We start from the raw sequence: 15,453 nt of genomic DNA on the forward strand, positions 1-15,453 counted from the left end.
ATTCTTTCACCCAACACAAGTGGGGCTGTAGCTCAGTTGGGAGAGCGCTTGAATGGCATTCAAGAGGCCAGGAGTTCAATTCTCCTCAGCTCCACCATAGATATCAAAGGCTTAGAAGGTTTTCCTTCTAGGCCTTTTCTTGTTTCTGGTGTTTAAGGTACCAGTTTGGTACCAGTTTTTATGCCTCCTCTTAGTGTCACTTCAAAATGCCTTCATATTATGTCATTCTCTGTGAGAAAAATAGAAAGGTGGCATATGTTTTCGACTTTATTCAATAAGAACAAGAATAGTTCTACCTTAGAAGGGAGTTCTCGTAAGAATAAGAGCCTTTATTCAAAGGTCGCTTCGTTTTGTAAGAAGGTTTTTTGCAAAAGTGAATATTCCAAAAGGGCTGAAAGAGAAGTGAAATCTGAAATGTATGCTTTTTGCTGTGTAGCTGTTTTTCTTCATGAAGAAATTGTGAATGCAAGTAAAAAAAATGCGCAAGGTCTTTCAGATTCTTTTTGTAATTTTATTGAAATCATTAATATAAATGCGCTTAACGGGCTAATGATCAACAAACATTTTTTCCGATCATTAGCTGAGATGAATTCGATGTATTTCTTAAGTAGCATCGATCAAGAATATTACCATCCCAAATATGAATGGCATAAGACTTCTGAATTTAGTGCTTATGTATTCAATCCTTCTATTTCGCTTCCTGAATATGTTTTCTCTGGAGATCTTTTAAGACGTTTCATAGGAAATCCCGCTTCAGTCCATAGGCAAAAAATAATCATATTTCAAAGAGTGTTTTTAGAAATTTTCATGGAGTCATCCATTCTTGTACAAGAATATAGAGAGGCTGGGACTATTAATAATCCTTTATTTGAAAGACTTGTACAGAATGGAAAGGAGTTAGAATATCTGTCGAATATAAGCATTTCTGATCATGAATTTTTGAGTTTTGAAATGGAGCGGGAAAAATCGCTAATAGGAATTTCATATGAGGGCGTGCAAAGGCTGATGATCCCTTACAGTCTATCTCTTGAAGATCTGTCGGAGTCTGATACTGCGCTAGAAGATCTAAACGACATGGTTCTGCAACAAGCGGAAAATTCTCTTAATTCCAAAAGAAATATTGAATCGACTGAGAAGCGTTTAGACGTTGAAATTGTTGAGTTGCCAAACGTTGAGTTGTTAGACGAAAGTGAAGAATCGATTGAAGATGCTAATGCTGATGTAATCCAGTTTCTTTCAAAACTTGAAGAAGATCACCACCGTAGAGATATTTATTTTTCAATTATTGCTTATGAGTATGTAAAGGGAGGTAAAAAATTAAAATTTAAACCTTTTTGGGAATGGCTTCTAATACATTTGGCGGATCAACCTTATCACACTCGTAATATTGATGGTTATGAAGTTAAGATCTTTTTGAGGGGAGAAGTTATCGAGCATTTAGGTCTGTTGAAGGATGCAAAGAAGAATAGTCAAGTTCAAGAAGATACATTTAAAAGGGTGTACTTTAAAGAAATAAACTCTATCTGTCCGAAAATAAAGAAGTTTTGTATAAAAAGTAATATTGAGAATATTCCTATTATTCTCTAATTTTGCCGTTATCTTTGGAGGAAATCATAACTCTGGAGATGACATCATGTCTTTTAAGAAATTAAAAACAACGACTAGGGAACCAAAACGTCAAGATACGTTTTTTAAAAATCTTTTAGCTGAACTTCCGCCTATTATTCCTCGTAAGGAGCTGCCTAAGTATCTTGGTAACTTGATAAGTGTAGGCTATATGGCAAACCTTGATTCTGCCGGGCAAGGACCAGAATCACGCAGAATTGGCGGGCACGTTGTTTATGAACGTGATAGTTTTGTACAGTGGCTTGAATCCCGCACAGGGAATGATTAAGCCATGCTGGATTACCTTCATATAAACGCATCTAGTATAAGCAGTGCCGCTTTGCTGTACGCTCGTTCTGGGATTCCCGTCTTTCCATGTACTGATAAACGCCCCTGTGTTTCTGGCGGATTTAATGCTGCGAGCACAGACTTAGATCAAATCACTGCTTGGTGGCAGAGATTTCCTGATGCAAATATTGGAAGTCCTACAGGCGCAAATAGTTTTGTCTTAGATATTGATCCTCCGCATGGAGAGGAATCTCTAGCCTTCCTTGAAAGCAATAATTCTCTATTACCTGAAACTTTGACCCAGCGAACCGGAAGTGGTGGAAGACATCTTTTCTTTTCTAAGCCGGTTGGAATGGATATCCGCAACTCTGCCGGTAAACTTGGATTAGGTCTCGATATCCGAGGAACTGGCGGATATGTTATTTTGCCACCTTCCATTCATAAATCAGGAAATAGCTATCAATGGATAACCGAGGTTTCACCCGTTGAAGCTCCTGCTTGGCTGATCGAGTTGATTGTTCAAAATTCCAAGTCTGGACTCTCCGCTTCAAACTCATCAACTAAAAATATCCCATATGTTCAATCTTTACTGGAAGCCAAAGAGGGAACTCGGAATGATTCACTTAACAAGGCAGCATTTCAGGTTGGAAAAGATATTGCTTCGGGCAAAACAGGAGAAGCGAGTATTGATGATGTTGCTGAAGTAGCTTTGAAAACAGGTTTAGGTTCGCAGGAGATTCAGAAAACAATTCAGAGCGGGGTTAAGGCTGGTAAAAGGGTTGTCGAAGAGAACAACCCGTATTCAAGCCTTGAAACCGCTCCGTGGCCCATTCCCGCTAAGAATGTATTTTATGGTTTAGCAGGGGAATTTGCACAATTTGCAGTCGAGCAATCCGAAGCAGATCCTATTGGTGTCCTTGCTACTTTCTTATGCCGCTTTGGCGTTGAGATCGGTCACTCTCCGCATATGTTTGCTGGGGAAAAGCAGTATGGCAGAATTAATGTTGTGCTGGTCGGCCAAAGTTCAAAGGCTCGAAAAGGCACATCCGCTTTGCCAATTCGTGAACTTTTCAGTTTCAATGAAAAGCAATGGATTCCCGCACACACTTCTCAAGGGCCGCTTTCCAGTGGGGAGGGTCTAATTCATGCCATTCGTGACCCAGAACATAAGTTTCAGGTGGATAAGAGTACTGGTGTTTGTGAATCCATTACGACAGATCCCGGTGTTGAAGACAAACGGCTGTTTATTCTGGATCAGGAATTTGCTGGAGCTCTTGCCTGTACTAAAAGGGAAGGGAATACCCTTTCAACTATCATCCGCACCTTGTTTGATGGTGGAACCATCGAGCCGCTGACAAAAACCAGCAGACTCGTGGCCACAAATCCTCACGTAGCTATCACAACACATATTACGTTGCAGGAACTGCACGCCCGTCTTGACCGAGTCGAGATATTTAATGGCTTTGCCAACCGCTTTTTATGGCTCTGCGTTCGCAGAACAAAACTCATTCCTTTTCCTGAACCGCTGAATGTTTCGATGGTGAAACAATTTCAAGATAAACTGATCTCCCTTCTAAAATTATCAAAGTCACGTTCTCAGATGGATTTCAGTCCCGAAGCAAAAAAAGAGTGGGGGGACATCTATCCATTCCTTGCAAAAGAACGGGCAGATCTTCTTGGCTCAGTGCTTAATAGATCAGAAGCGTATGTCAGGCGCATAGCGTTAATTTATGCCTTGCTTGATGGATGTGAGAGTGTTGAACTTTCTCATCTAAGGGCTGCGCTTTCGCTTTGGGATTTTTGCGAACAGTCAGCGCAGTTTATTTTTGCGGGTATGGAAACAGATTCGACATGTCAGAAAATATTAGAAGCTTTGGAGGAGTCGGGCGGAAGCTTGGACACTTCGGGGCTGTATAAGTTTTTTGGAAATCACATCTCGAAAAAGAAAATGACCGTTGCCCTGAATAACCTCCTTGCCAGCAAAAATATACGACTTGATGAGATGAAGCCTGAAGGTGGCGGAAGACCTCGAAAATTATTTTATTTGTGCGAATAAAGCGAATTTTGCGAATTTACTCAAGTCGCTATGAGAGTAAAATCGCAAAATTCGCACGCTTTATATTGAGATAGTAAATTCGCAAAGTTCGCAAAAATCGCAATAAAAAAGAAAAAAGTAGGGATAACTCATAGCAGGTTCAGGTGCTCTTATTGGAGTGTGCTTATCCTGCTAAGCCAGCCTACCCAATGTCACACTTTTGCTCCGCAAAAACATTGGGGCTGGTGAGGGAGTTGCTACCGCCTCCCTTCAAACCCTCTGGACGAAATACATTATGAATAACGCCAAAAAAACAGAAAATCTGTCCATGCGAGTGAGTCCAAAGGACAAAGAGTTAATTCTCGCAATGGCAGCTGAAAGCGGAATGAGCATGGCCGATTTTGTTCGCGTGCGCTTGGGACAGACCAGAGTGCGCCGCAGCAAAATTGAAAGAGAGAAATTACTCCATATGGCTCGTATCGGAAATAATCTGAATCAACTTGCCCGCTGGGCAAATACGCACAAGAGCAGTGCTGATTCACTTTTAGTTCTTGCTGAGCTGACCGCCATCGAGCAGGAGCTGAAATGTATATGAAAGTTTTCGCCCATGGTCAGGGAGATGGAGCCAAGGCCGTTAATTACGTGATTGATCCGAAACGAAAAGGGCGTGAGGAATCGCCGCCTGAAGTTTTGCGCGGAGACCCGGAGATAGTCCGAATGGTAATTGGCTCAACTGATCGTAAATGGAAATATACTTCAGGCGTTCTTTCATGGGCTCCAGAAGATCAGGTTTCGCCCGAAACTGAAAAGAAGATCATGGAAGATTTTGAGAAAACAGCTTTCGCAGGCATGGAACCTGATCAATATTCGGTCTTGTGGGTTCGTCATAGCCACGCTGGGCATCATGAAATGCATTTCATAATCCCACGTACGGAATTGACTCAAGATAAGGCTATGAATGCATGTCCGCCGGGTTGGCAAAAACAATATGATGTCTGGCGGGATTTATGGAACGAGCGAATGGAGTGGGCAAGGCCGGATGATCCGAAGCGGGCGAGGGTTGCTCAGCCGGGGAAGGAAATCCAGTTTGACAGCAAAAATAAACGTGCAGAGCTGAAGCAGCAAATTACAGATTATTTGGCTCAGGGAATTTCTAAGGGCGTTTATCAAAACAGGGATGACCTAATTGAAGGGTTGGAAAACGTAGGTTTTTCCATTCCACGTAAGGGCAAAAATTATATCACACTGGAGTCGTCTCAGGACGGTCAACGAATAAGGATGAAAGGAGGAATCTATGCAGCATCTTGGAGAGCTGACAAGCAAATTGAAAGAGCAGGTGAACTCACAGTCGCAGGAAATGGAGCAAGTCGTGCAGGACGTATTTCACGACTTGAGCGAGAGCTTGAGGAAGTACGCCGCAGCCGAGCTGAATACAATCAAAAACGATATGGACGATCAACTGCAAAAATTGAGAAAGAGGCAGTCCGCAATTTCGGCTTATCATTGGAAGCAAAATTTACTGGCAAATTTCCTATCCGCTTTGCTGCTAGTCATAGTGTCGGTCTCCATAACAGGATTCTACGGTTGGAGAATCAAGGAGAATCGCGAGGACTTAGCAATAATCAACACACAAATAGCAAGCCAGAAGAAGAATATAAGCAAAATTACCGCATGGAAGATCAACGCATATCAGACCGAGAATCAAAAATATCTGGTTTTCCCCAAGGGAATGAAGCTGGAAATAGTCCAGACAAACAACGGCCTGCCAGCCGTTTTATTAAAGAGGTAGATTATGAACGAGTTAAGTCAGAACTTATCGGAGGCCCTAGCCAGAATAGAGAAGGAGCAAAGCCGAAGGTTAAACGAACAGGACGAGAAAATTGCCGAGCTGACAAGGGAGGTTCAAGGCTGCCGGGACTTGCAGAGCGACTTGGAAAGAGTCTTGAGCGAGTTGGAGCTGTTGTCGGGGCGTTTGGGCGGTTAGTGGGGAGAGCAAAAATGAAGTCCAAAGGTCTTGCTGCGAGTTGTAGAAAATCCTCAAAAATGTGGATGTAGTTGTTTATAAAGAAATTTGTAGGTAAAGTCGGAAGTACTTCGTAAATTGGTGGATCTTAATTTTTTACTATCCCTATGAGTTCGTACCTAGAGGCTTGAAACTATATGCAAGAGATAATGTTAGATTCAAATAATCTTAAAGAGATGGCTTCTGAAGCCGATGAACTTCTATTAGCCAAAAAGCATAGTAAAATTGAAGAATTACTAGAAAGGTATCAGAGAGTTAACTACGTTTTTGAAAGCCTATCCGATGAAGCTCAGTTTTACTATACTTTAGGGAATTGTTCTCAAGAGTTATTTAATTATCATAATCTCGACTGGTTTTCGGATAAATTAAGTAAAGCTGTTATCTTTTTTCGAAAGGCTTTATATGTCGTTCGCCAGATAGATTTTCCTTCTGAAGCAGAACGATATCTTAAAAGTTGTATTGCGACTAATTTAGGTAACAATTTGAGTTCGCAAGGTCGTGCATTTTGTTGCATCCCATTTTGGGATGATGCTTTAAAATATTTTGAAAACCCTGTAGCAATTATTTCTAAAGCTCAGAATGAATTATTCATCGCAGATGTTCTTTATGATCAAGGTCATAGAGCGTTTCACTACTTTGCGGCTTACCAATTAATTAACTTGGGGCTTAAGTCTCAGGATCAACTTTATCCTGAGCAAAAATTGGCTTATTCAAAAGAAAGTCAGTTTATAAAATTTAAAGAATGGTTTGAAGTAAATTATAGACTAGAAGATTTTGAATATTTTGAAACATATGAGGGGGAATGTGTTACAAGAAAAGAGAAGGAATATTTGAGATGGTGCGGAGATAATAAACTTTTTATAAATGATTTAAATGATGTGTCGTGTTTTGAAATTGCTTATCAAGATATTTTGAGTCTTCCTTCTTTTTCGTATGACATTAACACTGCATTAACGATGCATGAAAAGCTGATGTACCATGGTAATTTTGATGAATTGAAAAATGATTATTGCTATGCTCGTTACTTGGTTTTTACAGCTCGAAATATACCTAGTGAACAAAAACATTTTTCCAACTCAACTTATCCACATATTGAGGACATGTCACACTCAATAACGAATCTCAAAGCTAGTCATTACAAAAGTGCATTTAAGACACTTTACTCTCTTTTCGATAAAATAGCGTATTTTATGCATCGTTTCTGTGATTTAAACGACATTGGTGATGATCACAAGGTTGATTTTGATAAAGTCTTCAAGGATCTAAAAAGTAGAAAGAAGTGGAAGCCGCACACAAAGCTTAAAAGTAGCCATAATTGTTTTATCCATGCTCTATTTTTTATATTGAAAGATATACGTGACGTGGATGGTTCTACTGTGCATCGCTACCTTGATCCTGATGCACAAGAATTCTTTAAGATAAGGAATTTCATTGAACATCGTTCTTTGAAGATTGTTGACGATTTTGGTTACACACTGCTCCAGTCAGATAAAGACCTAAAGGAGGCAGAACTTGATAAATTAGAGGTTCTTATAAATGATTTGACGGCGCAGATTGTAGAGTTAAACCGTAAGATTGATGAAACAAAATCAGATCAAAGTGAAGAAGTTGAAATTCTTGAAATGAAGTTAGAACAAGCTTTGTTGAAAAAGCATGAGAAGAAAAAACTTTCGTCACATTCTATGCTCATTTCTGAAAGCGAATTTAAGTCAAGACTTATGACCTTAATGAGACTGGTTCGAAACTCGATTATGTATCTTTCCTTAGCAATTCATGCCGAAGAGCAAAACAAACCAGATGATGGTAAAGTGCTCATTCCTAGCACGCTTTTTTTTAAATGAGTTGTATTAGTTTCGACTTGATCTGATATTATCTCTAGAAAAGTAGAAACCTATAAATTAAAAAAGAGCAATAGTCTGGGAGCAAGTAGCCATTGCTAACGGGGGCTACCTTTTTTAGCCACCATTGTGGATCTAAGTCTCAGATTACAGTCCGCACCTGCAATTTTTTGAAAATATTAATGGGCTTGTAATGCATGAAAATTATCCTGTAACCACCCATTGTGTAAATCTTTTCTTAAGAGATTCTAGTTGCTTTGGGCTTAGCTTCTTACCTTTATAGGCGGATATTTTTACTTCTCTATTGGTTTCTTTGTTTTTTTTGAACGTCATAAAGTCAAATAAGTTATGCCCTATTGTGTTTACTTGAAAACGAAATTCATACTTTTCTTGATGTCCAATGTAGTTGCCAGATTCGTCAGTTGTCCAGTAACCTTTGTAATTTATTCTTTCTAATGCTCGACGCATATCAAGAGCTGATTTGTAGCGTTTATTAGGGAGGGGAGTAATCGCCTTGTTTATAATCTTTTTTAAACTTTGTGGTACAAAAAAATGGTAATCATTAGTTGAAATGATTTTGCCATTTTTTACACGCTCATTAAACTTCGACTCTCCGCATTTTTCAAACGTATTTTTGATTGCACCAATGCTGCTAATTAACCGAAATAAAGTTAAACCTACTTGGTATACATCTGTTTGCGAATTTACGTTGTTTGAAGTGAGTGTCTCAGGAGCTACATGGCACTTATAAAAACCTTCATGATGAACTGGTTCTCCCTCGCTAGAAACACAAGAAATACCATAATCAGTAAGAATTCCTTGTCCTGTTGCGCCCATAAGAATATTTTGAGGCTTTATATCATTATGAAATAAATTATTTTCATGCAAATATTCAAGGCCTCTCAAAATGTCCCTAGTCGTGGATAGAGCTTTTGGTATTTGCATAAAATTAGCAGCATTTAGCTTGGAAATAATGGAGCCTTCAGCGTGGTAGTCCATAGCGATGATAACGAGGTTTGTATTATTGTGCCTGACTACATCAGCGTAGTGCATCTTTACTAAGTTCGCATGTTCTAAACAATTGCCTATACGAGCTTCTTTTAGGCGTGCATCAATTGTCGCGTTTTCAGGAAGTATTTTAACAGCCACCTCTCGAGAAATAGTTTGGTCTTCTGCTAACCACACTTGACCAAAGCTACCCCCTCCAATACGCTGTTTTAACTTATATTTGTATATTGTTTCATCTGCTTTTATGTTTAAATTGTGTGGCATTATTTAGTTATTCCTACCCATGCAGCTGCTGTGGCATCTGCCATTTGGTTGTCCCAATTAATGTTTGTTTTCCCAATATTATTTTCTGCATATGATTTAATTTTTTTAGAATTCATCCCTTTCTGTATGGATGCATAAATAACTGATTTTAATTGTTTGTTTTGTTGTTTAGCTGCAAGCATAACTATAGCATCTAAGTTAGTAGAATATCTGGATGTAGAATTGTCTTTGCCTAAAAATTGATTTGCCTTAATTACTACTTTTGTTATGTGAGGAAAGTCTCGAAAAATACGAATAAGCTCATCATAAAACCAAATTATTTTGTTTTCAATGGTGTCGCAATCCTTCGGAAAATTTAATTTATTTTCACTGTCAGTGTTAACGAATGTTGTATCTTGATCATTTTTTTCTAAAATAGCATATCGTACACACTTTGAAGATGTCCTAATTCCAAGTACTTGCATGGTTTTCCTTGTTTTAATTTCGATGTAAATTCAGTAATAAGGTATTCGCCATGTTGCTGTATATAGTTTTTACGTTTTTTAGTCTGTTTCTGCAAAATTTTTCGCCATTATTTCTAACGCCCTCAACACATCCCCCTCCGCAGGCAATTCCCCATAAACAATAGCCCCAAGTCCATCCCGATACGCAGAACTTAACGATTCCCATACATTCTCCGTGTCAGCAAAAATAGGGCATTCGGCAATATCCATGTCTATCCATTTGGCATCTCCAACCGGGGCTTCCTGATCATATTTCCGCACTATTTCCAGTAGTTCATGAAAGGCAGGAGAGTTTACGAATGTTTGAATTTCTTTCCTCTGCATAAGCTGATGGATGTCGTAGATATGCCTGATTTTCTGGCGCAGAGATTCGATCGGAGTTTCGCTGCATGATGCTTTGACTATTGCCATGATTTTTTCAGTGAAGGTCCTCTCAAGGCAGAGAACTTGAAACGGGAAAGGCTGAAGGTCAAATTGCTTTATAATTTCATCTTGTCCACGGCTTTTCAGAAAGTCGTGAATATAAGTAGAAATTGGCATGGGCTGAGCTGGTGACGGATGGGCGAAGGCATTTACTTCCAACAAAATTTTATTTGAAACAGACCCAAATGTTCCATCGAATGACTTTGGGTACGAATAGTAGATCTTACGGATCATGGAACCTTTGCTGCTACCTTCCAGTTCTTCTTTTAAATCAATACTCGCTACTGTGGTGATTCTTTTGAGTAGTTTTTTTGTCTGGTTAGCGGGCTGGTTCTTGTCTGTAATGACGGCAAGGTCAACATCTTCTGAAAAGCGTTCGATACATCCGTATGCTTTGGAAAGTGAAGTCCCGCCTTTGAAAACGGTAACATCTGCAAGGTCTGTCTGGGCAATGCGATAAAGAGCCAATGTCAGCCAGTAATCTTTTTCAATGAAGATATTTTGCAGGCGGTGGTGCTCTGCGGTGGCCTGTATTGCGTCTTTAAAAAGTTCTTCGGATTCGTGAAGCTTCACACTATACCCCATGCCTTTTTATTTTTCAGAATCGTTTCAGATATCGGTAATTTGTATTTCGTATATGGATTCAAACTCGCACGTAATGACTCGATCAGAAAGGGTTTAGCTAACCCTTCAGGAATGGTTTCGCAAAGGCATCCGCAAAGGGCTCGAACCATGGGAGGGTATGCTTTCGCAAACTCAACCAGTCTTTTCAATTCTCCTTCTGTAAGGTCTTTCATCTTTCTCCCGACCGCAGCAACAATTTCGTCCGGTGTGCAATCCTGAGCTTTCTTGATGAACCTTAGAGCTTCGAGCTGCTCTATCAGTGGGATGTCTTCTTTCTCTATTGATGAAACATAACTGCGTACGAACTGGACTTGAAGTTTGCCTACAGTTTGTTTTTTTCTAGGAATGATACTCGCAATGGTTAGAGTGTTCGGAACCTGCGTGGCTATCTGGAGCTTGAGATATACTGACTGTCCGGTGAGAATCCCGGTAATCCTATCGTCTTTGCGTGTCAGGAAGGAAATAAGTTCCTCGTCAGAAGGGCTGATTTGTCCAAAAATGGTTTCCTTGGGGCGATAGAAAGTCCCTTTCGCCTGCCGGATTAAAACCTGCTTTTTTACCAGACGTTCCAAAGCCTTTGCCAGAGCTTGTGGCTTGCTTTTCTGCAAGTCTCTAAAGTCCTGATAAGTGATGATCTTCCCCGGTGGGATTGATTCTATATAGTTATTTATCTGCGCTGAAACTTGCATGATTTAATCCGCTCCTGAAATTAAGATATTCTCCTTTTGTTATTTGTCAAGTTTTTAGTGGTTAAAACATGACAAGATGATGCTATTTATCCTTAGTCCTCAGGGTAAATGATAATTAAAAATATTCTTTAAAAAAACATTTTTTCATTTAGATAAGCATAATACCTAACCCCGAAAAAGGGTTTACATTCTATTGAATGCAGCCTCTTAACGAACTCATGAAAAACAGTAAAAATTATTTTGGGTTCATCACTTTTTTTAGTTTTATTTCTTCAACACCACAATAAAGCACAGGCACTACAAATACGGTAAGTATGGCAATAGTCATGCCTCCGAATGATGGAATTGCCATAGGAACCATAATATCTGATCCGCGACCTGTTGAGGTTAGGATAGGGAGTAGTGCAAGGATAGTAGTTGCCGAGGTCATCAGAGCCGGGCGGATTCTTCTTTGTGCTCCTTTAATGATAGCCTGCTTGATTTGGGGAATGCTGGTAGCTTTACGTTCATTTTTAGTTTCATCCAGATAGGTTGCCATGATAACTCCATCGTCCGAGGCTATGCCGAATAGAGCTAAAAAACCGACCCAAATGGCAACACTTAAGTTGATGGGAGCTACCTGAAATAATTCGCGCATGGGTGTGTTAAATACGGTAAAATGCATAAACCACGGTTGACCGTACATCCATACCATAAGAAATCCGCCGGACCATGCAACGAAAATGCCTGAAAAGACCATTAGAGTTGTTGCTAGGGATTTGAACTGTAAATATAAAATAAGTACTATGAACATCAGTGCCAGTGGCAGGATTATAGCAAGTTTCTTTTGTGCTCTGATCTGATTTTCATAACTACCTGCAAATTCGTATGAAACTCCGGCAGGAATAGTCAGCTCGCCTGATTTAATTTTAGAATTAAGAAAAGTCTGAGTCTGCTCAACTACATCCACTTCGGCAAACCCTGGTTTTTTGTCGAACAGTACGTAGCCGACCAGAAATGTATCTTCACTTTTGATGACCTGCGGTCCGCGAATATATTTTATCTCTGCCAGTTGGCTGAGCGGGATTTGTTCTCCGGCCGGAGTGCTTACAAGAATATTGCCGAGATTATCTATGTTATCGCGCAGCTCTCTCATGTAGCGAACCCTGACAGGATAACGTTCACGACCTTCGACAGTCGTTGTCACTACCTTACCGCCGACAGCCACTTCAATAACATCCTGTACCTGTGAAAGCATAATTCCATATCTTGCAATGGCTTCACGATCGATAACAATTTCAAGGTATGGTTTACCCACGATGCGGTCGGCAATAACGGCTTCCGGCTGTATTGACCCTACCTGCTTGAGCAGTCTTTCCAGATCAAGAGCTACTTTTTCCAGTGTTTCCAGATTTGGGCCTTTAACTTTGATGCCCATGGGAGCTCGCATGCCGGATTGCAGCATTACAATTCTTGCGGCTATTGGTTGCAGTTTCGGCGCGGAAGTTACTCCGGGGATTTTAGCTGCTTTGACTATTTCATCCCATATATCATCCGGAGAAGTTATACCTTTCCAGCTCTTGCGTTTTGGATTCAGCTCTGGACTAAGGGCAGATCGCCAAATTCTGAAAGGTTTACCATTTTCATCAGGAATAAGTTCTCCATTGTCGTCTCTAGCATAGTATCCTTGCACTAAATAGGGATATCCGTCCTTTGCCGGAACAAGGTCACCTTTGACATTGCGAAAGTAGTCTTTTTGATCGGGGTCATATTTAAAACGGAGTCTCTCTCCTGATTTACTAACAACATATTCGGATTTATAATTAATGACAGTTTCGATCATGGAAATAGGCGCTGGATCGAGAGGCGTTTCTGCTCTTCCGAGTTTGCCAACGGCCGATTCCACTTCTGGAATAGATTGAATCATCATATCCTGTTTACGCAGAACATCATGAGCTTCGCCTATGGATGCATGCGGCATAGTGGTGGGCATGAACAAAAATGCGCCTTCATCAAGGTCCGGCATAAATTCCTTACCTAAGCCGGGGAAAGTGTGAGCCAGTTTGATGTACGGAGCAGAGGTTCTGATTGTGTCAGGTAGGAATGATGTAAGATTGCCGAAGCCAAGCCAGATAGACATTCCCAACGCAATGATAAAAGTTGGCAGAGATAAAAAGAGTAATTTATGATTAAGGCACCATCCAAGCATTCTGGCGTAGTTGTAACGGAATAATTCGAAAAAGAGCATTAAACTTCCGATAATTAAGGCTACAAAAGCATAATTATTGCTCATGCCTTTTTCCGGTCCGAGCGGCAGCCACGAACTTGTAAGAACGGAGGCGACCAAACCTACAATTACCCATGTTTCTGCATACCCTATAAATTTATGAGTCTTCGCAGGAACAAATGGCAATATAAAGTGCTTTATACCCAGATAAATAAAGAAAATTCCAACCCACCATTTCAGTATTATGGAAAGAGTAATTCCAGAAAGGATGTAGAGGGCCGAACGAATATAAGATTGCTTCCCCTTGGCAAATTTTTTACGCGCAGTGAACAGAAGTTGAGCTAAAGGCGGTAAAACCGTCAAAGCTACAATGATGGAGGACAGTAACGCGAAAGTTTTCGTATAAGCTAATGGTTTGAATAGTTTTCCTTCGGCTCCGTCCATGGCAAATACAGGCATAAAGCTGACGATTGTAGTGGCAACAGCAGTCATTACTGCGCTGCCGACTTCTGTTGTTCCATCGTAAATAAGCTTAAGGCGGCTGACTCCCTCTTCTGCCGTTTCGAGCTTTTTCAGTATGTTTTCACAGATGATAATCCCCATGTCGACCATGGTTCCGATTGCAATTGCAATTCCTGATAGAGCTACAATGTTTGCATCAACTTTGAAGACTCTCATACCCATAAAGCTCATGAGTACGGCAAGAGGCAATAATGAAGAAATAAGTAATGAACTTTTAAGGTGCATGACCGCAATAAGGACTACAATGATAGTAATCAGTATTTCTTCAGTCAGGGCTGTGTTAAGCGTGCCGAGGGTCTCATGAATCAAGTTTGAGCGGTCATAAAAAGGAACAATCGTCAGTTTACTTTTTGTCCCGTCCGGCAGAATCTTTGAGGGTAATCCCGGTGAAATAGCTTTTATCTTGCTTTTGATATTATCAATTACCTGCAGTGGATTTTCGCCATAGCGGACAACTGCAACTCCGCCGACAACTTCTGCACCGCCTTTATCCAGAACTCCACGACGCAGGGCCGGACCTTCAGCCACCCGCGCGACATCGCGAACATGAATAGGGATGTTATTTACAACTTTAACAACTGAGCTTTCAATATCAGATATCTTTTTGATGAACCCGATACCTCTGATGACATATTCAGCGTTGTTAATTTCGATAGTACGTGCGCCAACATCAAGGTTGGAATTTTTTACAGCGCGATATACTTCGCTAAGAGTTACATTCGCAGCTCTCATTGCATCGGGATCGACATCAATCTGATACTCTTTTACAAAGCCTCCGACAGAAGCCACTTCGCTTACTCCTTCAGCAGAGAGCAGCGCGTAGCGGACATACCAATCCTGTGTTGAGCGCAATTCATCAAGGTCCCACCCTCCGGTGGGATTGCCGTCAGGGTCGCGTCCTTCAATTGTGTACCAATATACCTGACCTAAGGCCGTTGCATCAGGCCCCAGAGATGGTTTTATACCCGCTGGGAGAGTTCCAGCCGGAAGACTGTTAAGCTTTTCGAGCAACCGTGAACGGGACCAGTAAAAGTCTACATCTTCTTTAAAAATGACGTAAATTGTTGAGAAACCGAACATGGAGTAACTGCGAACGGTCTTTACTCCGGGCACACCGAGCAGGGCCACGGTCAGCGGATAACTTATCTGATCTTCCACATCCTGAGGGGAACGACCAAGCCATTTGGTGAAAATAATCTGCTGATTCTCACCGATATCAGGAATTGCATCAACGGGGACGGGGGATCTGTCTATTCCGTCAATTTTCCAGTTGAAAGGCGCAGTATATATTCCCCCGCAAATGACCATAATCAAGAGGATGGCAACAATCAGTTTCTGCTCAAGGCAAAACAGTATGACCTTTTCTGTTAAGGTGCGGGGTACAGGGCGTTTTGGTTCAGGTTTTAAATTATCACTCATAGCTGT

At 40.7% G+C, this 15,453-nt stretch carries 11 protein-coding genes and 1 tRNA gene; 7 read left to right on the plus strand and 5 right to left on the minus strand.

Translation table 11 applies throughout. The annotated features are described in order from the left end of the window. Positions 1-21 precede the first annotated feature (21 nt). The 7 genes from ACKU35_RS10090 to ACKU35_RS10120 all read left to right on the plus strand — a co-directional run bounded on the left by ACKU35_RS10090 (position 22) and on the right by ACKU35_RS10120 (position 7,792). Positions 22-97, plus strand: a tRNA-Ala gene (locus ACKU35_RS10090). A gap of 305 nt (positions 98-402) precedes the next feature. After that, entirely contained in the window at positions 403-1,587 is a 1,185-nt protein-coding gene (locus tag ACKU35_RS10095; protein WP_319759094.1) for a hypothetical protein, read from the plus strand. Between the two features lie 46 nt (positions 1,588-1,633). Next, a complete protein-coding gene (locus ACKU35_RS10100; protein ID WP_319759095.1) occupies positions 1,634-1,894 on the plus strand; it encodes a hypothetical protein in 261 nt (86 codons plus the stop codon). Between the two features lie 3 nt (positions 1,895-1,897). Then, positions 1,898-3,949, plus strand: coding sequence for a bifunctional DNA primase/polymerase (locus ACKU35_RS10105; RefSeq protein ID WP_319759096.1), 2,052 nt, complete (start codon positions 1,898-1,900; stop codon positions 3,947-3,949). 274 nt (positions 3,950-4,223) lie between these two features. Further along, positions 4,224-4,523, plus strand: a complete 300-nt coding sequence (locus ACKU35_RS10110) for a plasmid mobilization protein (protein WP_319759097.1) — start codon at positions 4,224-4,226, stop codon at positions 4,521-4,523. Continuing rightward, a complete protein-coding gene (locus ACKU35_RS10115) occupies positions 4,514-5,983 on the plus strand; it encodes a relaxase/mobilization nuclease domain-containing protein (RefSeq protein WP_319759098.1) in 1,470 nt (489 codons plus the stop codon). Before ACKU35_RS10110 ends, ACKU35_RS10115 begins: the two co-directional genes overlap by 10 nt. Positions 5,984-6,100: 117 nt before the next feature. Next, positions 6,101-7,792 carry an LA2681 family HEPN domain-containing protein gene (locus ACKU35_RS10120; RefSeq protein ID WP_319759099.1) on the plus strand — a complete coding sequence of 564 codons (1,692 nt, stop codon included), beginning with the start codon at positions 6,101-6,103 and terminating at the stop codon, positions 7,790-7,792. Positions 7,793-7,993: 201 nt separating this feature from the next. On the opposite strand, the gene ACKU35_RS10125 is transcribed toward ACKU35_RS10120, so the two are convergent. The 5 genes from ACKU35_RS10125 to ACKU35_RS10145 all read right to left on the minus strand — a co-directional run bounded on the left by ACKU35_RS10125 (position 7,994) and on the right by ACKU35_RS10145 (position 15,447). Then, complete coding sequence (locus ACKU35_RS10125) at positions 7,994-9,061, minus strand: serine/threonine-protein kinase (protein WP_319759100.1); 1,068 nt, start codon at positions 9,059-9,061, stop codon at positions 7,994-7,996. Next, positions 9,061-9,525: a hypothetical protein gene (locus ACKU35_RS10130; RefSeq protein ID WP_319759101.1), complete on the minus strand. Its 465-nt coding sequence runs from the start codon at positions 9,523-9,525 to the stop codon at positions 9,061-9,063. The genes ACKU35_RS10125 and ACKU35_RS10130 overlap by 1 nt, the downstream gene beginning before the upstream one ends. A gap of 78 nt (positions 9,526-9,603) precedes the next feature. Further along, on the minus strand, positions 9,604-10,560 hold the full coding sequence (locus ACKU35_RS10135; protein WP_319759102.1) for a nucleotidyl transferase AbiEii/AbiGii toxin family protein: 957 nt from the start codon (positions 10,558-10,560) through the stop codon (positions 9,604-9,606). Next, a complete protein-coding gene (locus tag ACKU35_RS10140) occupies positions 10,557-11,300 on the minus strand; it encodes a DUF6088 family protein (protein WP_319759103.1) in 744 nt (247 codons plus the stop codon). Before ACKU35_RS10140 ends, ACKU35_RS10135 begins: the two co-directional genes overlap by 4 nt. Positions 11,301-11,535: 235 nt before the next feature. Next, positions 11,536-15,447: an efflux RND transporter permease subunit gene (locus tag ACKU35_RS10145; RefSeq protein ID WP_319759104.1), complete on the minus strand. Its 3,912-nt coding sequence runs from the start codon at positions 15,445-15,447 to the stop codon at positions 11,536-11,538. Positions 15,448-15,453 lie beyond the last annotated feature (6 nt).

Source organism: Maridesulfovibrio sp. (assembly GCF_963676065.1).
GTDB lineage: Bacteria > Desulfobacterota > Desulfovibrionia > Desulfovibrionales > Desulfovibrionaceae > Maridesulfovibrio.

Coding starts and splice junctions, on each gene's coding strand:
- ACKU35_RS10100 (WP_319759095.1), top strand. CDS start 1,634: ATGTCTTTTAAGAAATTAAAAACAACGACTAGGGAACCAAAACGTCAA.
- ACKU35_RS10105 (WP_319759096.1), top strand. CDS start 1,898: ATGCTGGATTACCTTCATATAAACGCATCTAGTATAAGCAGTGCCGCT.
- ACKU35_RS10110 (WP_319759097.1), top strand. CDS start 4,224: ATGAATAACGCCAAAAAAACAGAAAATCTGTCCATGCGAGTGAGTCCA.
- ACKU35_RS10115 (WP_319759098.1), top strand. CDS start 4,514: ATGTATATGAAAGTTTTCGCCCATGGTCAGGGAGATGGAGCCAAGGCC.
- ACKU35_RS10120 (WP_319759099.1), top strand. CDS start 6,101: ATGTTAGATTCAAATAATCTTAAAGAGATGGCTTCTGAAGCCGATGAA.
- ACKU35_RS10125 (WP_319759100.1), bottom strand. CDS start 9,061: ATGCCACACAATTTAAACATAAAAGCAGATGAAACAATATACAAATAT.
- ACKU35_RS10130 (WP_319759101.1), bottom strand. CDS start 9,525: ATGCAAGTACTTGGAATTAGGACATCTTCAAAGTGTGTACGATATGCT.
- ACKU35_RS10140 (WP_319759103.1), bottom strand. CDS start 11,300: ATGCAAGTTTCAGCGCAGATAAATAACTATATAGAATCAATCCCACCG.
- ACKU35_RS10145 (WP_319759104.1), bottom strand. CDS start 15,447: ATGAGTGATAATTTAAAACCTGAACCAAAACGCCCTGTACCCCGCACC.